A 25,106-nucleotide genomic window follows, 5' to 3' on the forward strand; every position below is an offset into this window, starting at 1 on the left:
GTGGTGGAGGTGGCGGAGACGATAAGGTGTCCGGCAATTTCCGACTAACGCCAGAACGCCACTAATGTCGTCGAATGGACAAAACCAGCCGCAACTGAGCGATCTCACCGCCCTGCCGCGACCGCTGTACGGGCAGCGCAGCAGTTTGCCGAACATCGCCCTCGACTATCGCCACCGGCATCCGTGGGGCCAGTTGTCCCACGCTTTGCATGGGGTGCTGCAAGTGCATACCGACAACGCCCGGCTGGTAGTGCCGCCGCACCGCGCGGTGTGGGTGCCGGCGCAGGTCGCGCACCGGGTCACCTGCACCGCCGACGCCTGCATCCGCAGCCTCTACCTTGACCCCGCGCTGGATCTCTGGCCCGGCGAACAGTGCCGGGTGATCGCCGTCGATCCGCTGTTGCGCGAGCTGATCCGCAGCTTTGGCGAGGTGCCGGTGGACTACGACCTGACCGGCGCCGACGGCCGCCTCGCCGAGGTGTTGGTGGACCGCTTGCGCCTGGCCGAAGAACTCGACCTGGTCTTGCCGCAACCCCGCGATCCGCGCCTGCGCGCACTGTGCCGCAAGGCCCAGGCCCGCCCGCACGCCAGCATCAGCCTGATCGACGCCAGCGAAAAAGCCGGGGTCAGCGAAAAGACCCTCAGCCGGCTGTTTCTCAAGGAAACCGGCATGACCTTCCGCACCTGGCGCCAGCGCATGCGCCTGGTCAGCGCGCTGCCGGCGCTGGAACGCGGCGAGCGGGTCACCGATGTGGCCCTGGCCTGTGGCTACGACTCGCTATCGGCCTTCAGCGCCGCGTTCGGCAGGCTGTTCGGCCTGTCGCCGGGGGAACTGGGGCGGGACCACTCGCACTGAGCGGCAGCATGCCGCAGGTCGCCACCGCGCAGGCTTGCTATGCTGCGCCCCTGCTGCAATTCCCTACCAATCTGCTCAAGGATTCGATTTGTGAAAGCTGCTTGCGTACTGCTGCTGGGCCTGCTGCCGTTCATGGCCAACGCCGCCGAAGTCGGCGACACCCTCAAGCCCTTCACCCTCAACGACCAGCATGACCAGGCGTTCAGCCTCGATGCCGGCACCCGGGTGCTGCTCGCCGCCGGCGACATGGACGGCGCCAAGCTGGTCAAGGCCGCCGTGGCGGAACAGCCCAAGGGTTACCTGGAAGCGCGCCATGCGGTGTTCGTCGCCGATATCCAGCGCATGCCGGCGCTGATCAGCAAGCTGTTCGCCGTCCCTGCAATGCGCGATTACAACTACCGCGTGGTGCTCGACCGCGACGGCCAGGTGGTGCCGCAGTACGAAGTCGGTGAAGCGCAGGTGCTGGTGCTGCAACTGGAGAACGGCACGCTGGTGTCGAAACAGACCTTCAGCGACGCCGACGCCCTGCGCAAAGCCCTCGACGCCTTGCCACAAGGCTGAGCTCAGCGCTGCAGGCCGCGGTCCACATACCAGGTCAGCGGCAGCGTCAACAGCAGGGTCGCCGCCAGCACCATCAGCGCGAACGGCACCCCGCTGGCATCCCCCAGGCGTCCGAAGACGATCGGCGCCAGCGCCCCGCCACCGATGGTGCCGGTGTAGAACAGGGCAAACGCCTGTTCCCGCCGGCCCGCCGCCGCCAGTTCCGGCACCACGCCATAGAGCACCGACGAGGTGCCATTGAGCACCAGCCCGAGCAGCGGCAGCATGATCATCAGCGCGTTGAGCGGCAGGAACACCGCCGCCACCACCAGCGCCGCCGTCAGCGACTCACTCAGCCACACCGTTTTCAGCAGGCCGAAGCGCGCGCCCAGGTAGCCGCAGATCAGCTTGCCGAAGGCGCCGCCGATAAACAGCAGGGTCAACGCCAGGCCGATACCGGCCGTACCCGCGCCCTTGTCGGTGAGCAGGAACGGCAGGAAGGTGAGAAAACCCATGCGCACGGCGCTGTCGAGAAAGCCGGTCGCCAGCAACGCCCGCAGGCCAGCCACCGAGCCGGTGCCGGCATGATCGCCGACCTTTTTCGCGGCGGCCGCATGCTCGCTGTTGCCGCGCGGGATCAGCAAGTACATCGCCAGCGCCGCCAGCAAGCCGAGCACCCCGGCCAGGGTCACGCTCAAGCGCCAGCTCATTACCGTCAGGGACACGCCCACCAGCGCCGGAATCAGGGTTTTGCCGATATCACCGGCGAAGTTGTAATGCGACAGCGCCTGTTTGACCGGCGCCCCGGGCTCGTGGGTATCGCTGACCAGCGACGAGGCCAGCGGGTGCTGCGTGCTGGCGCCAAGGCCGCCAAGCACCAGCGCGGCGAACAAGGCGATCAGGCCACCGGCCTGCCCCGCCAGCAGGTAGGCCACGCCAATCAGCACGGTGCCGCCAATCAGCAACTGCTCGCGACCAAAGCGCCGTGCCGCACGGCTGGCCAGCAACTGGAACGCTGCCATGGTGGCTGACCACGCGCCGCGCAGCAGGCCGATCTGCGCATAGCTCAGGCCGAACTGGACCTGCCAGATCGGCAGCAGCACATAGATCAGGTCAGTCAGGCCATCGTGTACAGCGTGGGCGCCGCAGGCCGCCAGCAAGGCGCGGCGGCGCGGCGAGGTTTCAGCGCAGGATGGGAGAACGGCGTCGTGAGCTTCGGGCATGATTCAGGCGGTCCGTGCAACTGGACTCGCCATTAAAACAGTAACAAAACATGAATACGATGCCCTTTCTCGCGGAAAGCGACTCAGCCGGGGATTTCCGGCTCCACCAGTGCCGCCAATTGATTCAACGACTCCTGCCAGCCCAGGTAGCACCCTTCCAGCGGAATCACGCTGGGCAGACCCTCCTGGACAATATGCACCTCGGTCCCGCACGACACGGCCTTGAAGGTGATGGTCGCGATGATTTCGCCGGGCAGGTTGGGGTCGTCGAAACGATCGGTGTAACGGATGCGCTCGTTGGGCAGCAATTCCGTGTACTCACCGCCGAAGCCGTGGCGCTGGCCGCTGGAGAAATTGCTGAAGGACATCTTGTAGGTGCCACCCACCCGCGGGTCGAAGTGATCGACCTTGCAGGTGAAGCCGTGGGGCGGTAGCCATTTGGCCATCGCCTCGGCGTCGAGAAACGCCCGGTAGACGCGCTCGGCGGGCGCCTTGAACACACGGTGCAGGCGAACGGTGTTGCTGCTCATGGTCATCTCCTGGTCAGGTCACGGGGTGTAACCAGTCAAGTCGAAGACCCGCGCGGCGTCCAGCCGTCCGCCTGGTGCCGTTTTCAGCGCTCATCACCGAAGTGATCGCTCACCAGAATCGCCCGCGCCAGTTCTTCGTCACTGGCCTGGATGCCGGGGTTTTCCTGGCGCACGCGTTGCAGCACCGACTCCAGGTAAGCGCCGCGGATCGCACCGCCGCTGGCGACGAAGCTGGACGCCTCGTCCCGCGCCGGGATGATCCGTTTGTCGTCCTTGAAGGTGGAATACAGCGAAGCGGAGACACCGGCCGAAGTGGCGACATCACCAGCATCAACCCGGGCCAGCGCCGTGCCGAAAGGCAGGCAGAGCAACAACGAAGAAACGAGCAATGTACGCCGCATGACGGAATCCTCCGGAAATGACAGGTATTACTCAGTCTAGGATGCGCACGCCGAGGACGGAGTTCCATCGGATGAACAGAAAGGCCAGTAAGCAACAGGGTAAAACCTGACCAACAGATCAAAACAATTAACTCGCAACGTGTATACGAAGTACTTGCCAAATATTTATGTACACGGTCTGATGAAGCAAAAAATAGCAAGTTGCCATTACCGCAAACAACACTGCCATCTGCCTACCGCCTGCATGGATGTACCTCACGATGAAAATAAAGAACAAACTCATACTTGCCTTCGTACTGGTGGCATTTATTCCGGTAAGCCTTGTCGGTGCCCTGTCGGTGCTGAGTATCCGCAGTGATGCGGTCGATCAGTTCGTCGAAAGCAGCACCCGTGAAATACGCCAGATCGACGGTAATATGCGGCAGTTCTTCGACGGCACTTCGCAGAACGTCGATCAAATGTCTAAAGATCCTGTATACAACTCTGTAGAACAATTAAAACAGTACATCAGTACCGACGCCCCTAACCAACCACTGCCGCCAGCGGCGAAACAAGTGATTGAAGCTTTTTCCCGTTATGGCGCCACTCATCCGGCCGCGGCGATTCTGTCCATCGGCCTGGAAGACGGCAGCTACGCCAAGTGGCCGGATGACCCGCAACTGGCCAACTACGACCCGCGCACCCGCCCCTGGTACAAGGCCGCGATGGCCAGCCCGCAGAAGACCGTGCGCACGGCGGCGTACTACTACGAAAAGGATGACGTGGCCCTGGTCGGCACCGCGCGGGCGCTGCTCGACGAGGCCGGCAAGGCCAAGGGCGTGTTCGTCGTCAGTGTCTCGCTGAAAAACCTCACCGAGCTGATCAAGAGCATCAAGCTGGGTGACAGCGGCTACGTGATGCTGGTCGAGGACGGCACCGTGCTGGTCGATCCGCGCGACGCCAGCCACAGCTTCAAGAAGCTCGCCGACCTCGGCGCGCCGTACGCACACCTGGCAGCCACCGGCCAGGGCGTCACCGAAGTCGAACTCAATGGCGTGCGCTACATGGCCAACACCTGGACCTCCCCGGGCCTGGGCTGGCACTTCATCGGCCTGATCGAGCACAAGGAAGTGATGGGCACCGCCACCCGCATGACCTGGCTCACGGCGATCATCGTCATCGTCCTGGCGCTGGTCTTCGCGCTCGTCGCGGCGGCGTTCTCGCGGGTGATCGTCAAGCCGATCGGCCAGGTCAGCACCGGTCTGCAGTCGATCGCCGAAGGCGAAGGCGACCTGCGCCGCGACCTGCAGGTGCAAGGCAAGGATGAAACGGCCGAGCTGGCCGGCTGGTTCAACAAGTTCCTCGCGGCGATCCGCCAGTTGATCCAGCACATCGGCGCCGCCTCGGGCAATCTGCAACGCGCCTCGCAGACCAACAGCGAAATGGCCGGCAACATGAACGACGCCGCCGGCCGCCAGCGCGAAGCCGTCGAACTGGTGTCCACCGCCTTCAACGAGATGGTCGCCACCGCCAACGAAGTCGCCCGTTCCTGCAGCAGCGCCGCCGACGCGGCGGAAAATGGCCACCGCCGGGTTGCCGAAGGCAAGCAGCAGATCGAGCAGACCACCAATAACGTCAACCGCCTGAGCAATCGCCTGACTGAATCGTCCCAAGCCATGGTCGAGCTGGAACAGGGCAGCCGCGACATCAACCAGATCCTCGGCACCATCCGCGCCATCGCCGAGCAGACCAACCTGCTGGCGCTGAACGCGGCCATCGAGGCGGCCCGGGCCGGCGATCAGGGCCGCGGCTTCGCGGTGGTGGCCGATGAAGTGCGGGCACTGGCCAAGCGCACCTCCGATTCCACCGGCGAGATCGATCAGTTGCTCGGCACCCTCGGCAGCAAGACCCAGGAAGTCTCGCAGAAGATGGAAAGCTGCCTGGACCTGTCCCGCGCCAGCGTGTCGTCCATCGCCAGCGCGCAAGACAGCTTCGAAGGCATCCAGTTGTCGGTCAACGAGATCCGCGACCAGAACCTGCAGATCTCGGCAGCAGCGGAAGAGCAGCACAGCGTTGCCGAAGAGATCAACCGGCATATCCAGCAGATCTACGACGAAGCACGGCGGGTCGAGGACCTGGCCCGTTCGGCGCAGCAGGACTCCGGACGGCTGTCGGAGTTGTCGCAGGAACTGAGTGGCCTGGTGGGCCGCTTCAAGTCCTGAGGTGACACGGCGGAAGTATCGGCCTTGATACTTCCGCCCATCTCAAGCAGGGTGCGTGTTTTTCGACACGGAAGCTTTCCATGCGCCTTCTTGCCCTTGTTGCGCTCTGCGCCACGCCCCTGGTCGCCTGGGCCGATACCGACTTCGACCGACAGGTTCGCGACGCCGCCGAAGCGCTGATGCGTGACAACGCCATTCCTGGCCTGGCCATCGCCATCACGGATAACGGCCGCCAGCACTTCTATGAATTCGGCGTGGCCGACAAGGCCAGCGGCCAGCCGGTGACCCGCGACACCCTGTTCGAGCTGGGCTCCATCAGCAAGACCTTCACCGCCACCCTCGCCGGCTACGCCCAGGCCAAGGGCACGCTGTCGCTGACTGCCAGCGCCGGCGACTACCTGCCGGAACTGGCCGGCACGCCGTTCGGCAAACTGTCGCTGATCAACCTCGCCACCCACACCACCGGCGGCATGCCGCTGCAATTCCCCGATGCCGTGAGCAACGACGCGCAACTGCTGGCCTGGCTCAAGGCCTGGACGCCGCAACAGCCGCCGGGCACCTGGCGCACCTACGCCAACCCGAGCATTGGCATGCTCGGCGTAATTGCCGCCAAGCAACTGCAAACCCCGTTCGTCACAGCCATGCAGGAACAGCTTCTGCCCGAACTTGGACTCAAGCACACCTATCTCGCCGTGCCGAAAGACCAACAGACGCTGTATGCCTGGGGTTACGACAAGGGCGGCGCCCCGGTGCGGGTCAATCCCGGCGTTCTGGCCAACCAAGCCTACGGGCTGAAAAGCAGCAGCAGCGACCTGCTGCGTTTCGTCGAGATCAACCTCGGCCGGGTGAAACTCGCAGCGCCCTATGAACAGGCCGTGCAGGCAACCCATCGCGGTTACTTCCAGCGCGGCGCCATGACCCAGGACCTGATCTGGGAGCAATACGCCTATCCTCTGGCCTTGCAGACCCTGCTCGACGGCAACGACAACCTCACCGCGCTGCAGGGCGCGCCGGTCAAGGCCCTCGACCCGCCGCTGGCGCCGCAGCAACGGGCCTGGGTGAACAAGACCGGCGCCACCAACGGCTTCGGCGCGTATATCGCGTTCGTGCCGGAGCAACAGCGTGGCGTGGTGATCCTGGCCAACCGCAACTACCCCAATAGCGAGCGGGTGAAGCTGGCCTGGAACCTGCTGGAGCAGCTGGACAAGTAGCTAGCGCGCGCGGACGGCCACTGGGGCGCTTCGACCGGTCTGGCGCCCCTGCAGCAACACCGCCAGCGCCGCCAGCCCGGCCGGAATCAGCAATGACGCGAACACCTGGGCGAAGCTCCAGCCCGCCGCCAGCATCTGCGCCCCGGCGAAGGCGCTGAGAATCGCCCCGAGACGACCGATGCCGCTCATCCAACTGGCGCCGGTGGCCCGCACCTCGACCGGGTAGAACGCCGCCGCCAGCGCATTCATGCCGACGCTGGCGCCGTTCAGGCCAAAGCCCACGGCCCAGGCGATCACGCACAACCAGGCAAACGCACCGGCCACCTGGCCGATGGCGAAAATCACCGCGCCACTGAACACGAAGGCCAGCATCAGTACCCGTTGCGGGTTCCAGCGGTCCATGGCCCAGCCCACCGAAATCGCGCCCACCGGCCCGCCAATCTGGAAGCAGGCGGTCACGATCGCGGCCTCGGCCACCGAGTAACCACCGCCCTCCTTCACCAGCGTCGGCAACCAGCCGCTGAACAGATAGACCAGAAACAACGCGAGGATGTAACCGCCCCAGAGCATTAGGGTGCCGAAGCGATAGCCCGGCGACAGGATGGTGCCGACCGCCCCGCCGCCTGCCGTCACGGCTGCCGGCAAGGTGAAGACCGTGCCCGGCCCGACCCGCTTCGGTGCCAGGCGGCGGACGATGGCGCGAATGCACTCGGGGTCGGCGCCCTGGCGCACCAGAAAGGTCACCGACTCTGGCAGCCGCCAGTACAGCAGCGGCGCCACCAGCAACGGCAGCACGCCACCCAGCACCAGCACACTGCGCCAGCCCAGGTTGGGAATCATCCAGGCGCTGGCGAAGCCGCCCAGCGCCGCGCCGAGGGAAAACCCGCAGAACGCCAGGGTAATCAGCAACGAACGGCTGCGCGTCGGCGCGTATTCGCTGACCAGGGTACTGGCGTTGGGCATCGCCGCACCGAGGCCGAGCCCGGTGAGAAAACGCAGCGCCACCAGGGTTTCCAGATTCGGTGCGAAGGCCGAAGCGAGGGTCCAGCCGCCGAACAGCAACACGCTGCCCAACAGCACCAGCTTGCGCCCGTAGCGGTCCGCCAGAGGCCCGGCCACCAGCGCGCCCAAGGCCAGGCCAATCAGCGCGGCGCTGAGCACCGGGCCGAGGTCCTGCGGCCCCAGCCCCCATTCGCTTTTCAGTTGCGGCGCGATGAAGCCGATGATTGCCACATCCAGACCATCCAGGGCGATGATCAGGAAACCGAGGAAGACCACCCATTTCTGGTAGCCGCTGACCGGCTGATCATCGATCAGCCGGCGGATGTTGATGCTGTTGGAAGTGTCCACTGCCCTTGCCTCTTGTTGTTTTTGTGTGTGGTTGCAGCACGCGGAAATCCGCCGCACGCGTGTGGGCGCGCGGCGGTCGGCAACTCAACGGCGGTCGAGACTGCGCAGGTGTACGGGCTTGATGATCCGGGTCTCCTGGGCCAGCACCAGATCGCGGGTAGCGTGCAGGTAGGCGGCGAAATCCGGGTCGGCGTCGCGCGCGGCACTGCGTTTTTCGAAATCGTCGAGGCTGTCGTAGCCCCATAGATGAACCACTTGATTCAGCGGACCGATGCTGCTGGTGTAGAACGCCAGCGGCGCGCCGAGGTGGCGCAGCAGGATCGGCATCGCCAGTTGGTCGAAGGCGTCGAGAAAGGCCGCCATGCACCGTGGCCTGATGGTGTAGATGCGGTGATCGACGATGGCCTTGTCCATCACGCCACCTCCTGCGCAGCACCGGCATCGTCAAGGCCCTGGTCGACGCCGGCCAGATGGCGGCCGGTGATGTAGCCAAAGGTCATGATCGGGCCGAGGGTGATGCCGGCGCCGGGGTAGTTGCCGCCCATGATGCTCGCGCGGTCGTTGCCCACCGCGTAGAGGCCGGCAATCGCCCGCTGGTCGGCGCCAAGCACTTCGCCGACGACGCTGGTGCGGATGCCGTCGAAGGTGCCGAGATCGCCCATGATCACTTTCACTGCGTAATACGGGCCTTCGCCAATCGGCGCCACGCACGGGTTCGGTTGGTGCGCGGGATCGGCCAGGTAGCGGTTGAAGGTAGTGGTGCCGCGCCCGAACTGGCGGTCCTCGCCCTTTACCGCACCGAGGTTGTACTGGCGGACGGTCTGCTCCAGCCCCTGGGCATCGATGCCGGTGCGCGCCGCCAGTTCGGCGAGGGTGCGGCCCTTGAACAGGTAGCCGTTGCGCAGCAGCGGGCCTTGAGGCATCGGCGCCGGTTTGGCGTAGCCGAGGCCGTATTTGCCGAGGGTGCGCCGGTCGCAGACCAGCCACATGGCAGTTTCCGTCTCTCCGGTGCAGGCGTCGATCAGCGCCGCGCCGACATCGTGATAGGAGTCCGATTCATTGGTGAAACGCCGGCCGCTGCGCAGCACGCCGATCACCCCCGGTTTGTAGCGGTCGAGCAAGTGCGGAAACGCGGTATAGCGCCCGCCGCCCATGGGCACCTTGGACACCGGCATCCACGCAGCGGGCGCCTGCAGACGGATTTCCACCCGCGCGCCGAGGCTTTCGGCCATGCGCGCGCCGTCGCCGCTATTACCCGCCGGCACCGGCGAGAAATGCTCGCCACCGCGACGCACATGGGGATAGGCCTGTTTCAGCCGTTGCAGGTCGTGGGAGAAACCACCGCAGGCCAGCACCACGCCGCGCCGGGCATTGATGCGCAATTCACGCCCGCCTTCGCTGGCCAGCGCGCCCGTGACCCGCCCGCCTTCGCTGAGCAACTGGCGAGCCGGCGTCCCGGTGAGGATCGGGATGCCCAGGTCCAGCGCCGAGCGCACCAGCCGCGCCGCCAGGGCATTGCCGCTGGTGACCTGGGTTCCACGGCGGTACAGCGCCAGCTCCTTGAGGTGGGTCAACAGGCGCCGGGTGACGTAGGCGAACGAGGTCAGGGAACGGGTGACGTTGAAGAAGTGCTTGAGGTCGGCATTGGACGAATTGAACATCATGCCGATGAAGGTGATGGTCTTCAGCGGCGGGCGCAGGCGCGCCATGTCCGCACCCAGGCCACGGATGTCATAGGGTGCGGCGAGAATCGAGCGACCGATGTCCAGGCCGCCGCCCACTTCGGGGTGGTAGTCCGGGTACAGGGTGGGGACGAATTTGACCGCCGTTTCCCGCTCGAAGTACTCCACCATCTCCGGGCCGTAGCGCAGGAACGCCTCGACCCCGGCCTCATCGAAGCAGGCGCCGGTTTCATTGCGCAGATAGGTCAGGGCCTTTTCCCGGCTGTCACCGGCGCCCTGGGCCTTGCCGTGAATATTGCCCGGCACCCACAGCACGCCACCGGAAAACGCCGTGGTGCCGCCGAAGCAGTCGTCCTTCTCGATCACCAGCACATCCAGCCCGTGTTTCTTCGCGGTGATCGCGGTGGCCAGGCCACCGGCACCGGCGCCAATCACCAGCACATCGCAGCTTCTCTCGTTCATGACCGTGCCCCCTCGAAACCGGGACGCGGAATCAGCGCCATGGGCATGCTTTCCAGGCCGCCATCCACCGTCAGTTCGGCACCGTTGATGTAGTCGGCCCGCGGGCTGGCAAGAAACAGCGCCGCCTGGGCAATATCCACCGGCTCGCCGATACGGCGATTGGCAGTCATGGCGCTGCGCTGGCGCTCGATTTCCGGGTCGGCGTAGAACGCCGCCGACAACGGCGTGCGGATCAAGCCCGGGCACACCGCGTTGCTGCGCACCCCGCGCGGCCCCCACTCCACCGCGAGCTGGCGCGACAGCATGCTGACCCCGGCCTTGGCCGCGCTATAAGCGCCGCTGTTGGGTTGCGGGAAATGGGCGGCAATCGAAGCGATATGGACGATGCGGCCACTACCGCGCTCCAGCATCGAGCGGCCGAACGCCTGGGCGCACAGCAGATAGCCGCTGAGGTTGACCGCCAGCACCTGATTCCAGTGATCGAGGTCCAGGCCTTCGAGCGCCCCCGGACGCAGCACGCTGGCGTTGTTGACCAGCACATCGCAGCGGCCGTGCAGCGCCTGCACCTTGGCCGCCGCCTCGGCCACGCTGCGCGGGTCGGCGATATCGCAGGCCAGGGCGCTGACCTCGCCGACGCTGTGTTCGCCAAGGGTGGCCGCCAGTTCGCGGCATTTATCGGCGTCGCGGTCCAGCAGGACCACATGGGCCTGCTGCTCCACCAATGCCGCCGCGAGCGCCGCGCCAATCCCGCCGGCACCGCCGGTGACCACGCAAACGGCGGCGTCCAGGCCCAGCCAATGGGAGGAAGTGTTGTTATTCATGCTGCTCTCCAGAGTGTCGCTTGTTCTGGCGAACAGACTAGGACCGCGGCCCTGCGGCAAGAATGGACAAAACCTGCAACCGTCCAGACATTTTCGACAAAATTGCCGGCCACGCCTGATGCCCGGCCAGGGCTGTGGCACAGTGGCCGGGTCGCGATCACACAATTACAAGAACATGAACAAGATCCCCAATTACGCCCTCTACGGCGAGACGGCCCAGCCGGTGTGGCACGAGTCGCTGCATGTGGAGTCGATCTCGAAACGCTCCGGCGCCCACAACTGGGAAATCGCCGCCCACCGCCATGACGGCCTGTTGCAGTTGCTCTACGTGCAGAGCGGCGGCGGTGAAGTGCTGTTCGACAGCGACCGGGTGCCGGTGCAGGCGCCGTGCGTGGTGTTCGTGCCCGCCCAAGTGGTGCATGGTTTCCACTGGGCCGGCCAGGTCGAGGGCCAGGTCATCACGGCGGCGCAGCATCCGCTGGAAAGCATCGCCCAGGTGCTGGCACCTAGCCTGTCGAGCCAGATTCGCAAACCCCATGTGATCGCCCTGCCGCACTGGCGCGAGGACGAAGACCCGCTGCTGCCGCTGTGCCGCGCCTTGAGCGAGGAGTACCACAACCGGGCCCGCGAGCATGTGGCGTGCAGCATGTCGCTGCTGCTGGCGCTGTTTGTCCAGGCCCTGCGCCACGAACATCTGGGCGGCGATGACGCGCAGCGCCGCGTGCCGTCCCGTCGCAGCCAGCAGCTCACTGCATTCCGCGAACTGGTGGACATGCATTTTCGCGAGCATCGCCCGCTAAACGCGTACGCCAGCGATCTGGGCATGACGGTCGCAACCCTCGGCCGCCTGTGCCAGGAACACTTGGGCATGACCCCGATGAACGTGATCAACGCCCGCATGGTGCTGGAGGCCAAGCGCGGCCTGGGGCATTCCGATCTGAGCGTTAAAGGCATCGCCCATGAGCTGGGCTTCGTCGATGTCGGTTACTTCAGCCGGTTCTTCCGCAAGCACGCCGGGATGAGCCCGAGCGACTTTCGCGGCGGCGGCAAACCCCGGCCGGCGCTGGCGCGGTGTTCGTGAAGGACACCGCCCAGCGCGCGACGGCCGATCAGCCCAGGGCGTCCACCACAAAGTCCAGGCGGTCCTGACCAAAGAACATCTGCTCGCCGACAAAGAACGTCGGCGCACCAAACACCCCGCGGGCCACCGCTTCTTCGGTCACAGTCTTCAGCGCCGCCTTCACCTCGGCATCGCCCACCAGCGCGACGAAGCCGTCCGCTTCAAATCCCGCCTCCGTCAGCACCTCGGCCACCACGGCCGGGTCACCGAGGTTGCGCCCGGTCACCCACAACGCCGTGAACATCGCCGCCAGGTAGTCGCCTAAACGCTCTGGCTGGCGCAGTTGCACGCCGATCGCGCCGCGCATCAGGGTCAGGGTGTTGATCGGGAAATGCGGGCTGAAACGCAGGGTCACGCCATAACGGGCGGCATAGCGCTGGAAGTCGGCGTAGGTGTAGCGGGCCTTGGCCGGGACGGTCGCCGGCGAACTGTTGCCGGTGGCCTGGAATACGCCGCCCAGCAGCATCGGGCGCAGTACCACGTTGGCGCCGTGCTCGGCACGCAGACGCGGCAGTTGGGTCCAGGCCAGGTAGCTGGCGGGGCTTCCGAGATCGAAGAAGAATTCGACGGTCTTGCTCATGAGATTCAGGTCCTTGTGCGCAGGTGGGGTCATTTCAGGGCGAGCGACGGGGCTTACCAACGTTCCATCCACGGGCGCAGGTCCAGTTCGAAGGTCCAGGCATCCCGCGGCTGAGCGTGCAGGTGCCAGTAGTTGTCGGCGATATGCGCGGGGTCGAGGATGCCGTCCTGGTCCTTGAGCGCGTAGCGCTCGGGGAAGCTGTCGCGGATAAAGGCGGTGTCGATGGCGCCATCCACCACCACATGGCCAACGTGGATGCCACGCGGGCCCAACTCCCGCGCCATGCTCTGGGCCAGGGCGCGGATGCCGTGCTTGGCCCCGGCGAAGGCGGCGAACCCGGCGGCGCCGCGCAAACCGGCGGTGGCGCCGGTAAAGAGAATGGTGCCGCGCTCGCGGGTGACCATGCGCCGGGCCACCGCCTGCGCGGTGAGGAAGCCGGCGAAGCAGGCCATTTCCCAGATCTTGAAGTATTTGCGCGGGGTTTCTTCGAGGATGCTGCAAGGCACGTTGGCGCCGATATTGAAGACGAAGGCGTCAATCGGGCCGATGCTGCTTTCGATCTCCTCCACCAGAGCCGCGACCTCCTCCTCCTTGCGCGCATCGGAGCCAAAACCGTGGGCCTGGCCGCCCTCGGCGCGGATTTCATCCAGCAGCGGTTGCAGCTTGTCGGCACTGCGCCGGGTAACGCAGGCGATATAGCCTTCACGGGCAAACCGCTTGGCTATGGCGCCGCCCGTGGCATCGCCAGCGCCGATCACCAGTACGACTTTTTTGTTGTTATCGGTCATGGGTGTCGCCTCATTGATGAATGATCGTTTAGTGAACGAACGCTATGCTACGATCCGCACATTCGTCAAGCGTGTAACAGAGGATTTCCCAGGTGCGCTATTCCAACGACCACAAGGAACAGACCCGGCAGCGGCTGGTGCAAAGCAGCGGCGCCCTGGCCAAGCAGGGCGGCTTTGCGTCCACCGGCGTGGCCGGTTTGATGAAGGCCATCGGCCTGACCGGCGGCGCCTTCTACAACCACTTCCCGTCCAAGGACGACCTGTTCAGCGAGATCGTCCGCGAGGAGCTGTCCCACAGTTTCATCAACCTGCAAACCCAGGCCGGCGAGCTGAACCGGGACAAGCTGCAACGCTGCCTCGACCAGTACCTGAGCCTGGCCCACCTGCACAACCCGGAAAACGGCTGCGCGATTCCGAGCCTGGGCGCGGAAATCGCCCGGGCGGATATCAAGGTGCGGGAAGAAGCGGAGCACTGGCTGAAAACCCTGCACCAGGCGTGGGCGGTCACCTTGAAGGACGAAGCCCTGGCCTGGGTGCTGCTGAGTCAGTGTGTCGGGGCGCTGCTGGTGGCGCGGATGCTCGCCGGGGAAGACACCCGGGAGGCCGTGCTGGCGGCCAGCCGGGGATTTGCGCGCAAGGCGCTGGAGCAAGTGCCGTGAGGGGAATCAGTGCAGGTCGTTGCGGCGGTACAGGCTGACGCCGACCGCCAGTACCGCGAGCATGCCGGCGCAGCCGCGGTTGATCCATTGCATCACCCGCGCCGAGAAGGCACGTACCGCGTGTCGCCCGCCGAGGGCATAGACAATCATCACCAGGCAGTCGAGCGACGCGGTGACAACCGCGAGCACCAGGTACTGCTGCAACACCGGTTGGTCCGGGCGAATGAACTGCGGCAGGAATGCCGAGAAGAACAGCAAGCCCTTGGGATTGGACAGGCCGACGAACAGCGCCCGCAGAAAGCTCGAACGACCGCTCACAGCGACCGCCGTGCCGCTGGTACTCAACGCCTGCACCGGCGCACGCCAGAGCATCACCGCGAGGTACAGCAGGTACGCCGCGCCCACCCATTTGACCAGGCTGAACAAGTGTTCGGACGCCTGCAGCAAGGCGCCGAGGCCGCAGCCGACGGCGCCAATGAGGATCAGGTCGGAGAGCATCGCCCCGGCCATGCCGAAGCCGGCCACGCGCATGCCGTGGCTGGCGCCGTTGTTGAGGGCCAGCAGCATGGCCGGGCCGGGCGTGACCATCACCGCGCTGGCGGCGATGACGTAAAGCAGAAGGGTCGAGGCGTCCATGACGGCTCCAGGCAGATCAAAGCGCGAAGGATGCCTGCGCCGCCCTTCCCGCTCAAGCCCCCGGACAATTTGTCGGACGGTAGTAACTAAAGTTTGCGCGACCGGTCAAACTGCACATCCCCGACATTCGCCGCTGATCCCCGGCAGGAGCTACATGTCCCTCCGCGTTCCCTTCAGGCTGTGCCCCTCGCTGCTGCTGTGCCTGGCGCTCGGCGCCGCGCCTGGCGCATCCGCCGCCACACCGGCGACGGGCCAGGCCGATGACCTGTTCACCCTGCTCCACAATGTCACACGCATGGCCTCTTCGGGGCTGGCCAACTGGCTCGCGCTGTCACGCGACAGCGCCGTGGCCAGCGGGGTCGAACCGATTCCGCTGCACATCCGCGCGCAACTGGAGCGCTGGTACGACTTCCAGGTGCTCGATGCGGCCCGCTATCAGGTCGGCAACACCCAGCAACTCGACGCGGCCAGCGCCTTCCTGCAGAACCCCGACGTCAGCGCCGTGACCCTGGTCGACGTGATCGTCTTCCGCACTGCCGAGGACGCCCGCGACAACGTCGCCCTGTGGGCCCACGAACTCAAGCATGTGCAGCAATACCAGCAATGGGGCGTGGAAGGGTTCGCCGCGCGCTACACGCGCAATTTCGATGCGGTGGAAGCGCCGGCCTATGCGATCCAGGCCGAGGTCGGCAAAGCGCTCAAACTGGCGCCGGGCGCCACCCTCGCCGCGCATCCGGCGCATTGAGCCGACCCTTCAAGCGACTCAAGGGGAAACGGCGTGTCAGCACAATTCCCCCTGCCCCGTCAGCAACACACCCGGCGCCCAACGCCCTTGGCGCCGTGTACCACTGACAGACTCTTCACAGTTCCTGTAGGACTTTTCATCTATCCAGCCGGAATTGTTCCACGCTTCTATACTCCTCGTACTCATCGAACCTGATTCGACGTATCGTGAGCGGCCCGTCAGAACCGGCGGTTTCCTCTCCTGAGTGACTCGGGAAAAATCCATTCCTGATGCAGGGCCTGCGATGCACAAGATTCTGATCGTCGATGATCACCCCACCATTCGTTTTGCCACTCGCCTGCTGCTTGAGCGCGAAGGCTACGAGGTCGTCGGCGAGGCCCACGACGGCGTCACCGCCGTCAGCCTGAGCCAGGAACACAGCCCCGATGTGGTAATTCTCGACCTCGGCCTGCCGCGGCTCGACGGCCTCAGCGTGCTGGAACGCCTGCGTGCCCTGGACCCGCCACCACGGATTCTGGTGTTCACCGGGCTGCCGCCCAGGCTGTTCGCCAAGCGCTGCATCGAGGCCGGCGCGTCGGCCTTCGTGCGCAAGGACGAGGATCTGCAGATCTTCAGCGGCGCGCTCAAGGCCGTGCTCAACGGTTACTCCTACCTGCCCGACGCCCTGCGCATGGCGCCCCGCTCCAACTCCGAGGCCGAGCGCCTGGAGCGCTTGTCCAATCGCGAGTTCGAGGTGATGCGGCAACTGGCCAAAGGCGCAAGCAACAACGAAATCGCCGACGCCATGATCCTCAGCGCGAAGACCATCAGCACCTACAAGACCCGCATCATGGACAAGCTCCAGGTCCGCTCGCTGGCGGAACTGCTCGACCTGGCCAACCGCCACGAAATGCTCTGAAGCGCTCATGAACGCCCATCTGTTCTGCGCCTGGGGCTTCGGCGGCTTGCTCCTGCTGCTGCCCGCGCCGCTGCAGGCCAGCGAGCCGGTGACCCAGCGCGAATTGCTCGATCGTTCGGTCAGCAGCAGCGCGGCGCCAATCCTCAGCAGCGCCGACCGGCAATGGCTGGAACGCAAGAAAGTCCTGCGCCTGGGCACCTCGGCGCCGGACTACCCGCCCTTCGACATCAACGTCAGCCAGCACGACTACGAAGGCCTCACCGCCGACTACGCCGGGCTGCTGGCTGAGCAGTTGCGGGTCGGCGTCCAGGTGCTGCATTACCCCGACCGCAGCCAGGCGATCCAGGCCCTGCACCGTGGCGAAATCGACCTGCTAGGCAGCGCCAACGGTTTCGAGGGCGCCGACAGCGAGTTGCTGTCGAGCCTGCCCTACGCCGAGGATCAGGCGGTCATCGCCACGCCACTGGGCAAACCACGCAACCCCGACGATGACCTCGCCGGGCTGCGCCTGGCGATGGTCGATCACTACCTGCCGGCCGAACGCATTCGCGAGGTCTATCCCCGCGCGAACCTGCAGCTTTATGCGTCGAGCATGGCCGCGTTGTCGGCCCTGACCCAGGGCGATGCCGACGCCTTCATCGGCGATGCCATCAGCGCCGACTACCTGATCGGCAACCACTACCGCGACAGCGTGCAGATCAGCTACTACGTCAAACCGCTGCGCTCGTCCTTCAACTTCGCCCTCGAACACGACAACAGCACCTTGCTGCGGGTGCTCAACCAGGCCCTCGACAGCCTCTCGGAAAGCGACCGGATGAATGTCGCCCGGCGCTGGAGCAGCGGCCTCAACAGCGTCCTGCTCAACCGCGGCGCGCTGGTCCTGACGCCAAACGAACTGGCGTGGATCCGCGCTAATCCCAAGGTCAGAGTGGCGATCAACAAGTACTTTGCGCCGCTGACGTTCATTGATGACAAACAGCAGTTTCGCGGCATCACCGCCGACCTGCTGGAACAGATCGGCCTGCGCACCGGCCTCGACTTCCAGGTCGTCGAGGCGGCCTCGGTGCCGGAGATGATCCAGTTGGTCGAAGACGGTCAGGCCGATCTGGTCGGCACCCTGCCCTACGGCGCCGAGCGCGCCCGTACCCTTGATTTCACCCGGCCTTACCTGACCACGCCGCGGGTGCTGGTTACCGCGGCCCACGCCAATGCCCCCGACACCGCCGAAGCGCTGGCCGGCAAACGCCTGGCGCTGATCCGTGGCACGCCGTACGCGCAGACCTTGCGCCGCGAGCACCCGGCTATCGAGCTGGTGGAGGTCGATGACCCGCTGGCGTTGATGGAGTACGTCGCTCAGGGCCGCGCCGATGCCGCCATCAGCTCACAGATCAACGCCGCCTATTTCATCAGCCGGCTGTTCAAGGACCGCCTGCGCATCGCCGCGCTGCTCGACGACACCCCGGCGACCGCCGCGTTCGCCACCGCCCACGGCAACACCTTGCTGCATTCGATCCTGGAAAAGACCCTGCTCAGCATTGAGCCGGATGAGATGACCCAGCTTGCCAACCGTTGGCGGACCAATGCCTTGATCAGCGACAACCCGTGGCGCAACTACCGCGGGCTGGTGCTGCAGATTCTGGTGGTCGCCGGCCTGCTGATCGCCGCCGTGGTGTTCTGGAACCGCTACCTGCGCCGCCTGATCGGCCAGCGCACCGAGGCCGAACAGGCGCTGCAACGGCAACTGAAAATCAGCGAAGGACTGCTGCTCGAACTGCGCCAGGCCAAGGAACAGGCCGACAACGCCAACCACGCCAAGAGTGCGTTTCTCGCCACCATGAGCCATGAAATCCGCACGCCGATGAACGCGGTGATCGGCCTGCTGGAACTGGCCCTGAAAGATGCCGCACAGGGCCGCATCGACCAGCCGTCGTTGCAGGTCGCGTTCGACTCCGCCAGCGGGCTGCTGGAACTGATCGGTGACGTGCTCGACATCGCCCGCATCGAGTCCGGGCACATGGCCCTGGTGCTCGAACCTACCGACCTGCCGCTGCTGATCCGCGGTGCCGCGCAAGTCTTCGACAGCAGCGCCCGGCTCAAGGGCCTGACCCTGGAACTGGACCTGCGCGGCCCGGCGCGGTCGGTGCTGGTCGATCCGCTGCGATTGCGCCAGGTGCTGTCCAACCTGCTGAGCAACGCCATCAAGTTCACCGAACACGGCGTGGTGCGGGTCGAGTTGAACATCGAGGCGGCGAGCGACGACCTGAATGCCCGCATCGAACTCAGCGTGCGGGACAGCGGCATCGGCATCAGCGCGGCGGATCAGGCGCGGCTGTTCAGCCCCTTCGCCCAGGTCGGCCAGCAGCCGGCGCGCCAGGGCACCGGCCTGGGCCTGGTGATCAGCCGGACCCTGTGCGAATTGATGGGCGGCGCGCTGCGGCTTTCCAGCGAACCCGGCCAGGGCACCCGGGTGGTGATCGACCTGAGCCTGCCGTGGGCCGGCCCGCTGGAGCGCGCGCAAGTGACCAGCGAGACGCAGGCCAACAGCCCGGCGCTGAACATCCTCGTGGTGGATGACTACCCGGCCAACCTGATGCTGCTGGACAAGCAACTCGGCGTACTCGGCCACCGCGTCAGCCAGGCCAGCGACGGCAGCGCGGCGTTGCAGCTATGGCGCGACGGCCAGTTCGACGTGCTGATCACCGATTGCAATATGCCGGGCATGGACGGTCATGAGCTGGCCCAGGCGGTGCGCGCTGAAGAGGCCGCGAGCCAGCGGCGCCGCTGCCTGATCCTCGGCCTGACCGCCAATGCCCAGGCCGAGGAACGCGAGCATTGCCTGGCGTCGGGAATGGATGACTGCCTGTTCAAGCCCATCGGCCTTGGCGCCTTGCGCCAGCACCTGAGCGGGCTGGACGTGACGCCCGCCATGGCAGCCAGCGAGGACGACAGCGGTTTCGACCTCGATGAACTGCGTCACCTGACCCTCAACGACCCGCAACTGATCCAGCGCCTGATCGCCGAACTGGCCCACAGCACCACCCTGGACCTTGCTGCCTTGCGCGCCCTCGGCCCGGACTCGCCGCGACCGGCGCTCAAGGCATTGGTCCACCGGATTCGCGGCGGCATGAAAATGCTCAAGGCACGTGGGCTGGTGGCGCATTGCGATGCGCTGGAACGAGGGTGTGCGCAGAAGTTGGGGGATGGGGAATTGCAGGTGCTGAAGGGGCGGCTGGAGGAGAGTTTGGAGAGGTTGTTGCGCAGGCTTGATTGATGGGGCCGCATCGCGAGCAAGCTCGCTCCTACAGGATTGCGATTGAACCCTGTAGGAGCGAGCTTGCTCGCGATACTCGCAATAAAAGATCAAAGCGCCTTGCGCAACCCCGGCAACCGCACCAGCGACCACCCCGTCTCCGACTCCGACAAGGTCAAACGAATCTCGTCCAGTTGCATATTGCTCAGCAACGTCGACACCAGATCCCCCACCATCCAGTTGGCCGTGTTGGACGCGATCACCCGGCCATCGGCGGACAACAACACCGCCTCATGGTCCAGGCGCATCAAGCTGCGCACCAGCAAGCGTTCGACGTTGTGCAGCGACAGGTCGAGCCCGGCGACACCAATGAAACGCCCCTGCACCATGATCGGCATGGTGAAGGTCAACACGTACAGGTTGGTGCCGTAGAGGTCGACGTAAGGCCCCTCCACCACGCTTTTGCCGGTATCGCGGGGACGGCGGTACCAGGGCATTTCGGTGTAGTCGTAGTAGTTTTCGCGGCGCCGGTCGAAATTGGGCCGCAGCGGCAGGGTCTTGCCACCGTCCGCCAGGTACCACCATTCCAGGTGCATTTCCCGGTCGGCCAGACAGTTGGGCTCGACGATCACACCGCCACCGCAACCAAAGGCACCGGTCGCGAGCAACTGGCGGTCGATGGCCGGGCGCAAGGACGCCAGGTCTTTCGCGGCGGGCTGCCGGCCCTCGGCCAGAACCCGCTCCCAGAGCGAGCGGGTGTCCTCCACCAACTCGCGGACCTGGTTGAAAATAGTCCCCAGGGTGCTGTCCAGCTGCTGGGCGCAGGCCGAAAAGGACGCGTTATCGCTCAGGGCAAACATGGCATTACCTCACGCAGGTTCGGCATTTCTTGTTATGTCATCAGGCGTTGTGTCACGCCATTTCAGTCTTCATCGGTTTCGGCCAGCAGTTCCAGGCGAAGGCTGATCAGGCGCTTGATACCGCGGCTGACATGCGCTTCGGCCAGCGCACCGGCCAGCACCGCGTCTCCCGCGACCAGCGCCTGCAAGATGGCCTGATGCTCCTGCTCGACCACCGCCACATCGCCACCGCCCGCCGCGTCCATCCACAACAGTTCGCCCACTTCGGATTGCAAGCGCATCTCTGCGTTGGTCAGGCGCAGCGACTGGGCGGCCGCGGCCACCTCGATGTGGAAACGGGCATCGGCGCGGTGCCGTGCCTGGCGCGAGGCGGCTTGTCGGAGCATGTCGATGTGATGGGCGATGCGCGCCTGCTGCTCGGGCGAACTGCGCCGGGCGGCAAGGCGCGCCGCAGTGCCGGAGATGGCGGTCTGCTCGTCGCCCAGGTCACGCAGGTCCGGGCCGCTCATGTCGCGCAGGCGTTGCAGCAGCAACGCCTCGGGTAATTCGATCGGCGCGCAGACGAAACTGCCGCCGTTACGCCCGCGCCGGGTTTCGATCAACCCGCGCTGGCGCAACACCACCAGCGCCTCGCGCAGCGTGACCGTGGCCACGCCCAGTTGCAGCGCCAGTTCCGCCTCGCTGGGCAACTGCTGGCCTTCGGCGAACAGCCCCAGTTCGATGGCCTCCACCAGCCGGCGCGCCACCTCATCGGTGCGCCCTTCCTGGCGCAGCCGGATGAATGCGGTGTTACGAGCACTATTAAGGGCAGTCATTGCCTCTCCCTATCGAGCATTGCAGAGCCTGAAGCCAGCCTCGGCGAAAAAATTCAATCCCGCATCTTATAGCGAAGAACCGGACGCGTGATAGCGCCGAATTCGCCTCGACTTAGCTTTTTAAAGCCAGTTGGCAAGAATCAAACTTTAAGATATGGTTTCATATGTTTAAAGCAGGAACGCGAGCATCCACGACGTCCGCGCCTGCATCAGCGATTTCCGTCAACAAATCCAACCAAGGAATACGCCATGCAAACCCGACTCCTGATCAATGGCCAGTTGATCGATGGGCAAGGTGCTCCCTACGCCGTGTACAACCCCGCCGAGGGCAGCGTTCTGGTGAACATCCCCGAAGCCAGCAGCGCCCAGGTTGACGCCGCGGTGCAGGCCGCCGACCAGGCGTTCGACGGCTGGTCGCAGACCCCGCCGAAGGACCGCGCGCACCTGCTGCTGAAAGTGGCCGATCGCATCGAGGCCGAGGCCGAAACCCTCGCGCGCCTCGAATCGCTGAACTGCGGCAAGCCTTATCAGGCGGCCCTCAACGATGAAATCCCGGCCATCGCCGACGTGTTCCGCTTCTTCGCCGGTGCCAGCCGTTGCCTGTCGGGCTCCGCGGGTGGCGAATACCTGCCGGGCCACACCTCGATGATCCGCCGCGACCCGCTGGGCGTGGTCGCCTCCATCGCGCCGTGGAACTACCCGCTGATGATGGTCGCCTGGAAACTCGCCCCGGCCCTGGCCGCCGGCAACACCGTGGTGCTCAAGCCGTCCGAGCAGACGCCGCTGACCGCCCTGGCCCTCGGCGAAATCATCGCCGAGCTGTTCCCCGCCGGCGTGGTCAACATCCTCTTCGGTCGCGGCCCGAGCGTCGGCGAGCCGCTGGTCAACCACGCCAAGGTGCGCATGGTGTCGCTGACCGGTTCAGTCGCCACCGGCGCGCGGATCATTTCCAGCACCGCCAGCAGCGTGAAGCGCACCCATATGGAACTGGGCGGCAAGGCGCCAGTGCTGATCTTCGATGACGCCGATATCGACGCCGCCGTCGAGGGCATCCGCGCGTTCGCCTTCTACAACGCTGGCCAGGACTGCACCGCCGCCTGCCGCCTCTACGTTCAGAAAGGGGTCTACGAGCGCTTCGTCAGCCAGTTGGGCGAGGCGGTATCAAGCCTGCGCATGGGCATGCAGGACGACCCGGAGACTGAACTCGGCCCGCTGATCACCCGCGATCACCTTGAGCGCGTGGCCGGCTTCGTCGAGCGCGCCAAGGCGCAGCCGCATATCCGTGTGGTCACCGGCGGCAACCGCGTCGACGGCCCGGGCTTCTTCTTCGAGCCGACCGTTCTGGCCGATGCCCGCCAGGACGATGAAATCGTCCAGCGCGAAGTCTTCGGGCCGGTGGTCAGCATCACCCCGTTCGACGACGAAGCGCAGGCCCTGGCCTGGGCCAACGACTCCGACTACGGCCTGGCTTCTTCGGTCTGGACCCGCGACGTCGGCCGCGCCAACCGCCTGGCCGCGCGCCTGCAATACGGCTGCACCTGGGTCAACACGCACTTCATGCTGGTCAGCGAAATGCCCCACGGCGGCATGAAGCAGTCGGGCTACGGCAAGGACATGTCGATGTACGGCCTGGAAGACTACACCTGCGTCCGCCACGTGATGTTCAAGCACTGATTCGCACCGAAGGGGTGCCTTGCGCCCCATTTCGCGGCACCACCCTTCACCTTTGCACCACCTGATGAAACCGGCCCAAAACCGGCCTTTGCGATAAAACATATAAAACCATAGGCAATATGGCATAGGTTCTGCTTTATCCCCGACACGAAGCAGAAACCGGTCGCCATTGTTACCCACCGGCCCAAAACCGGGGTAACGACTTACGAGGTGTGTCACCCATGCTTATCACCGGCATCAAGAGCCGTCCGGTCTACGACCGGCTGCAACCCATGACGGGCGGCCTGCGCCACCTGATCGCGGGCCAGGGCAGCGGCGGCGCGGCCATGCTGCGCCTGATCGCGGACATGTCCGCCGAACAGCGCCACAACAGCGCCCTGCTCTACTCCACCGAATCCTTCTCCGGCCACACCCACTTGCAGGACCTGCAAGACGCCGACGTGGCGGGACTGGAAGTGTTCCCCAGCAACCAGGCGCTGCTCGACGCCCTGCGCGAACGCCTCGGCGCCGCCCGCATGGGCACCCGCCTGTACCTGAGCGGCTCGGAAAGCTTTATCGGCACCGCCATGCAGGCCGCCAACGAAGTCGACCTGAACCGCGACGAAGTGCTGCGTGAACACAGCGGCACCCTGGTTCGCCGGGTCTGGTGCGCGCACTGCGACACCTACACCGAAAACGTCGCGCAGCGTGTCTTCACCTGCCCCGGTTGCCAGCTCAACCTCGTGGTACGCGACCACTATTCCCGTCGTCTGGCCGCCTTCCAGGGCATCAAGGCCGACGGCGAAGTCCCAGGCGAACTGCCCGCTGCCGAGGAGCTCGACACATGAATACCCATAACGGCACCCTCGCCGTCCGCGTGGCCCGGATCGAACCGCTGACCCCGGAAATCACCCGCTTCACCCTGGTCGATCCGGACGGCAAGAGCCTGCCGGCCTTCTCCGGCGGCAGCCATGTGGTGGTGGTCCTCGAAGACGGCGACAAGACTCACCGCAACGCCTACTCGCTGATGAGTTCGCCCTACGACGCCAGCGCCTACCAGATCGCCGTGCGCCGGGTCAGCGAAGGCCGCGGCGGCTCGCGCTACCTGCACGACCGCGTGAGCGAAGGCGACCTGCTGCAAATCCTGCAACCGGCCAACCTGTTCCCGCTGGCCAAGCACGCCCGCCAGCACCTGTTCATCGCCGGCGGCGTCGGCATCACCCCGGTGTATTCGCAACTGGAAGAGCTGCAACTCAAGCAGTCCACCTTCGAGCTGCACCTGGCCGTGCGCGGCCCGGAGCACCTCGCCCTCGGTCGCGAACTGCAAGCCCGCTACGGCGCCCGGGTGCATCTGTATGTGCAGGGCGAGGACGAGCGCATGGACATCCCGCGCATCCTCGCCGGCCGTCAGTTGGGCAGCCACGTCTACGTCTGCGGCCCGGACAGCATGATCGACGACACCGTCGAAAGCGCCCACGCCCTGGGCTGGACCGACAGCCACATCCACTACGAACGCTTCGTCGAGCAAGGCTCCAACGGCCTGCCGTTCAGCGTCACCCTGGCGCGCCAGGGCGTGACCATCGAAGTGCCGGCCGAACAGTCGCTGCTCGAAGCCGCCGAACAGGCCGGCTACACCGTGCCGTACCTGTGCCGCGGCGGCGCCTGCGGCTACTGCGAAACCGAAGTGCTGGAAGTCGAGGGCGAACTCGACCACCGCGATGACTGGCTCAGCGACGAAGACAAGCTGAGCAAGCGCAAATTCATGCCCTGCGTATCCCGCGCCAACTGCAGCCGCCTGGTCGTAGACCTCTGAGACAGGAAGACA

At 65.5% G+C, this 25,106-nt stretch carries 25 protein-coding genes and 1 pseudogene; 13 read left to right on the forward strand and 13 right to left on the reverse strand.

Features of this window, described 5'->3' with window-relative positions; all coding sequences use genetic code 11:
- Positions 1–64 precede the first annotated feature (64 nt).
- Together NTD88_RS10085 and NTD88_RS10090 are read left to right on the forward strand one after the other, a co-directional pair.
- Positions 65–856, forward strand: a complete 792-nt coding sequence (locus NTD88_RS10085) for an AraC family transcriptional regulator (protein ID WP_262154908.1) — start codon at positions 65–67, stop codon at positions 854–856.
- 90 nt (positions 857–946) lie between these two features.
- Entirely contained in the window at positions 947–1,417 is a 471-nt protein-coding gene (locus NTD88_RS10090) for an FAD/FMN-containing dehydrogenase (protein ID WP_262154909.1), read from the forward strand.
- 2 nt (positions 1,418–1,419) lie between these two features.
- Here NTD88_RS10090 and NTD88_RS10095 read toward each other — a convergent pair whose 3' ends face one another.
- The 4 genes from NTD88_RS10095 to NTD88_RS10110 all read right to left on the reverse strand — a co-directional run bounded on the left by NTD88_RS10095 (position 1,420) and on the right by NTD88_RS10110 (position 4,008).
- Complete coding sequence (locus NTD88_RS10095) at positions 1,420–2,619, reverse strand: MFS transporter (protein ID WP_262154910.1); 1,200 nt, start codon at positions 2,617–2,619, stop codon at positions 1,420–1,422.
- A gap of 83 nt (positions 2,620–2,702) precedes the next feature.
- Complete coding sequence (locus NTD88_RS10100; RefSeq protein ID WP_095155023.1) at positions 2,703–3,149, reverse strand: SRPBCC family protein; 447 nt, start codon at positions 3,147–3,149, stop codon at positions 2,703–2,705.
- An 83-nt stretch (positions 3,150–3,232) separates the two neighbouring features.
- On the reverse strand, positions 3,233–3,550 hold the full coding sequence (locus NTD88_RS10105; protein WP_095155024.1) for a DUF2388 domain-containing protein: 318 nt from the start codon (positions 3,548–3,550) through the stop codon (positions 3,233–3,235).
- Positions 3,551–3,783: 233 nt separating this feature from the next.
- On the reverse strand, positions 3,784–4,008 hold the full coding sequence (locus NTD88_RS10110; RefSeq protein ID WP_262154963.1) for a hypothetical protein: 225 nt from the start codon (positions 4,006–4,008) through the stop codon (positions 3,784–3,786).
- On the opposite strand from NTD88_RS10110, the pseudogene NTD88_RS29180 reads away from it, so the two are divergent.
- From NTD88_RS29180 to ampC, 3 genes and pseudogenes are all read left to right on the forward strand, one after another.
- Positions 4,009–4,896 (forward strand): annotated as a pseudogene (locus tag NTD88_RS29180) (cache domain-containing protein); the annotation flags it as partial. It lies immediately after the preceding gene.
- Between the two features lie 87 nt (positions 4,897–4,983).
- A complete protein-coding gene (locus tag NTD88_RS29185) occupies positions 4,984–5,751 on the forward strand; it encodes a methyl-accepting chemotaxis protein (protein ID WP_371864278.1) in 768 nt (255 codons plus the stop codon).
- An 80-nt stretch (positions 5,752–5,831) separates the two neighbouring features.
- Positions 5,832–6,962 carry a class C beta-lactamase gene (gene ampC / locus NTD88_RS10120; protein WP_262154911.1) on the forward strand — a complete coding sequence of 377 codons (1,131 nt, stop codon included), beginning with the start codon at positions 5,832–5,834 and terminating at the stop codon, positions 6,960–6,962.
- On the opposite strand, the gene NTD88_RS10125 is transcribed toward ampC, so the two are convergent.
- The 4 genes from NTD88_RS10125 to NTD88_RS10140 form a co-directional block, all read right to left on the reverse strand.
- Entirely contained in the window at positions 6,963–8,312 is a 1,350-nt protein-coding gene (locus tag NTD88_RS10125; protein WP_262154912.1) for an MFS transporter, read from the reverse strand. It lies immediately after the preceding gene.
- Positions 8,313–8,396: 84 nt separating this feature from the next.
- On the reverse strand, positions 8,397–8,726 hold the full coding sequence (locus NTD88_RS10130; RefSeq protein ID WP_095155028.1) for an NIPSNAP family protein: 330 nt from the start codon (positions 8,724–8,726) through the stop codon (positions 8,397–8,399).
- Positions 8,726–10,456 carry an FAD-dependent oxidoreductase gene (locus NTD88_RS10135; RefSeq protein WP_262154913.1) on the reverse strand — a complete coding sequence of 577 codons (1,731 nt, stop codon included), beginning with the start codon at positions 10,454–10,456 and terminating at the stop codon, positions 8,726–8,728. Before NTD88_RS10135 ends, NTD88_RS10130 begins: the two co-directional genes overlap by 1 nt.
- Positions 10,453–11,277, reverse strand: coding sequence for an SDR family NAD(P)-dependent oxidoreductase (locus tag NTD88_RS10140; RefSeq protein ID WP_095155030.1), 825 nt, complete (start codon positions 11,275–11,277; stop codon positions 10,453–10,455). The genes NTD88_RS10135 and NTD88_RS10140 overlap by 4 nt, the downstream gene beginning before the upstream one ends.
- A 175-nt stretch (positions 11,278–11,452) precedes the next feature.
- On the opposite strand from NTD88_RS10140, the gene NTD88_RS10145 reads away from it, so the two are divergent.
- Positions 11,453–12,358 carry a helix-turn-helix domain-containing protein gene (locus NTD88_RS10145; RefSeq protein WP_262129354.1) on the forward strand — a complete coding sequence of 302 codons (906 nt, stop codon included), beginning with the start codon at positions 11,453–11,455 and terminating at the stop codon, positions 12,356–12,358.
- 28 nt (positions 12,359–12,386) lie between these two features.
- Here the strand turns inward: NTD88_RS10145 and NTD88_RS10150 are convergent, their stop codons facing one another.
- Positions 12,387–12,977, reverse strand: coding sequence for a 2-hydroxychromene-2-carboxylate isomerase (locus NTD88_RS10150; protein WP_262154914.1), 591 nt, complete (start codon positions 12,975–12,977; stop codon positions 12,387–12,389).
- A gap of 53 nt (positions 12,978–13,030) precedes the next feature.
- Complete coding sequence (locus tag NTD88_RS10155; protein WP_095155032.1) at positions 13,031–13,765, reverse strand: SDR family oxidoreductase; 735 nt, start codon at positions 13,763–13,765, stop codon at positions 13,031–13,033.
- Between the two features lie 92 nt (positions 13,766–13,857).
- On the opposite strand from NTD88_RS10155, the gene NTD88_RS10160 reads away from it, so the two are divergent.
- Positions 13,858–14,424 carry a TetR/AcrR family transcriptional regulator gene (locus NTD88_RS10160; protein WP_262154915.1) on the forward strand — a complete coding sequence of 189 codons (567 nt, stop codon included), beginning with the start codon at positions 13,858–13,860 and terminating at the stop codon, positions 14,422–14,424.
- A gap of 6 nt (positions 14,425–14,430) precedes the next feature.
- Here NTD88_RS10160 and NTD88_RS10165 read toward each other — a convergent pair whose 3' ends face one another.
- Positions 14,431–15,060, reverse strand: a complete 630-nt coding sequence (locus NTD88_RS10165; protein WP_095155034.1) for a LysE family translocator — start codon at positions 15,058–15,060, stop codon at positions 14,431–14,433.
- A 154-nt stretch (positions 15,061–15,214) separates the two neighbouring features.
- Here NTD88_RS10165 and NTD88_RS10170 point away from each other — a divergent pair, with 154 nt between their 5' ends.
- From NTD88_RS10170 to NTD88_RS10180, 3 genes are all read left to right on the forward strand, one after another.
- On the forward strand, positions 15,215–15,805 hold the full coding sequence (locus NTD88_RS10170) for a DUF4157 domain-containing protein (protein ID WP_262154916.1): 591 nt from the start codon (positions 15,215–15,217) through the stop codon (positions 15,803–15,805).
- Between the two features lie 283 nt (positions 15,806–16,088).
- The gene (locus NTD88_RS10175) at positions 16,089–16,703 is read left to right on the forward strand and encodes a response regulator transcription factor (protein WP_095155036.1); all 615 of its coding nucleotides are present in this window, start codon (positions 16,089–16,091) and stop codon (positions 16,701–16,703) included.
- 7 nt (positions 16,704–16,710) lie between these two features.
- On the forward strand, positions 16,711–19,974 hold the full coding sequence (locus tag NTD88_RS10180; protein WP_262154917.1) for a transporter substrate-binding domain-containing protein: 3,264 nt from the start codon (positions 16,711–16,713) through the stop codon (positions 19,972–19,974).
- An 89-nt stretch (positions 19,975–20,063) separates the two neighbouring features.
- Here the strand turns inward: NTD88_RS10180 and NTD88_RS10185 are convergent, their stop codons facing one another.
- Together NTD88_RS10185 and NTD88_RS10190 are read right to left on the reverse strand one after the other, a co-directional pair.
- Entirely contained in the window at positions 20,064–20,813 is a 750-nt protein-coding gene (locus NTD88_RS10185) for a cache domain-containing protein (protein ID WP_095155038.1), read from the reverse strand.
- 62 nt (positions 20,814–20,875) lie between these two features.
- Positions 20,876–21,628, reverse strand: a complete 753-nt coding sequence (locus NTD88_RS10190; RefSeq protein WP_262154918.1) for a FadR/GntR family transcriptional regulator — start codon at positions 21,626–21,628, stop codon at positions 20,876–20,878.
- Between the two features lie 249 nt (positions 21,629–21,877).
- Here NTD88_RS10190 and NTD88_RS10195 point away from each other — a divergent pair, with 249 nt between their 5' ends.
- The 3 genes from NTD88_RS10195 (at position 21,878) to NTD88_RS10205 (ending at position 25,094) form a co-directional block, all read left to right on the forward strand.
- Positions 21,878–23,302 carry a gamma-aminobutyraldehyde dehydrogenase gene (locus NTD88_RS10195; RefSeq protein WP_262154919.1) on the forward strand — a complete coding sequence of 475 codons (1,425 nt, stop codon included), beginning with the start codon at positions 21,878–21,880 and terminating at the stop codon, positions 23,300–23,302.
- A 221-nt stretch (positions 23,303–23,523) separates the two neighbouring features.
- On the forward strand, positions 23,524–24,129 hold the full coding sequence (locus NTD88_RS10200; protein WP_262129347.1) for a dimethylamine monooxygenase subunit DmmA family protein: 606 nt from the start codon (positions 23,524–23,526) through the stop codon (positions 24,127–24,129).
- Positions 24,126–25,094: a PDR/VanB family oxidoreductase gene (locus NTD88_RS10205; protein WP_262129346.1), complete on the forward strand. Its 969-nt coding sequence runs from the start codon at positions 24,126–24,128 to the stop codon at positions 25,092–25,094. Before NTD88_RS10200 ends, NTD88_RS10205 begins: the two co-directional genes overlap by 4 nt.
- Positions 25,095–25,106: the final 12 nt, after the last annotated feature.

It is taken from the genome of Pseudomonas sp. 20P_3.2_Bac5 (assembly GCF_025466035.1).
In the GTDB taxonomy this organism is placed as follows: Bacteria; Pseudomonadota; Gammaproteobacteria; order Pseudomonadales; family Pseudomonadaceae; genus Aquipseudomonas.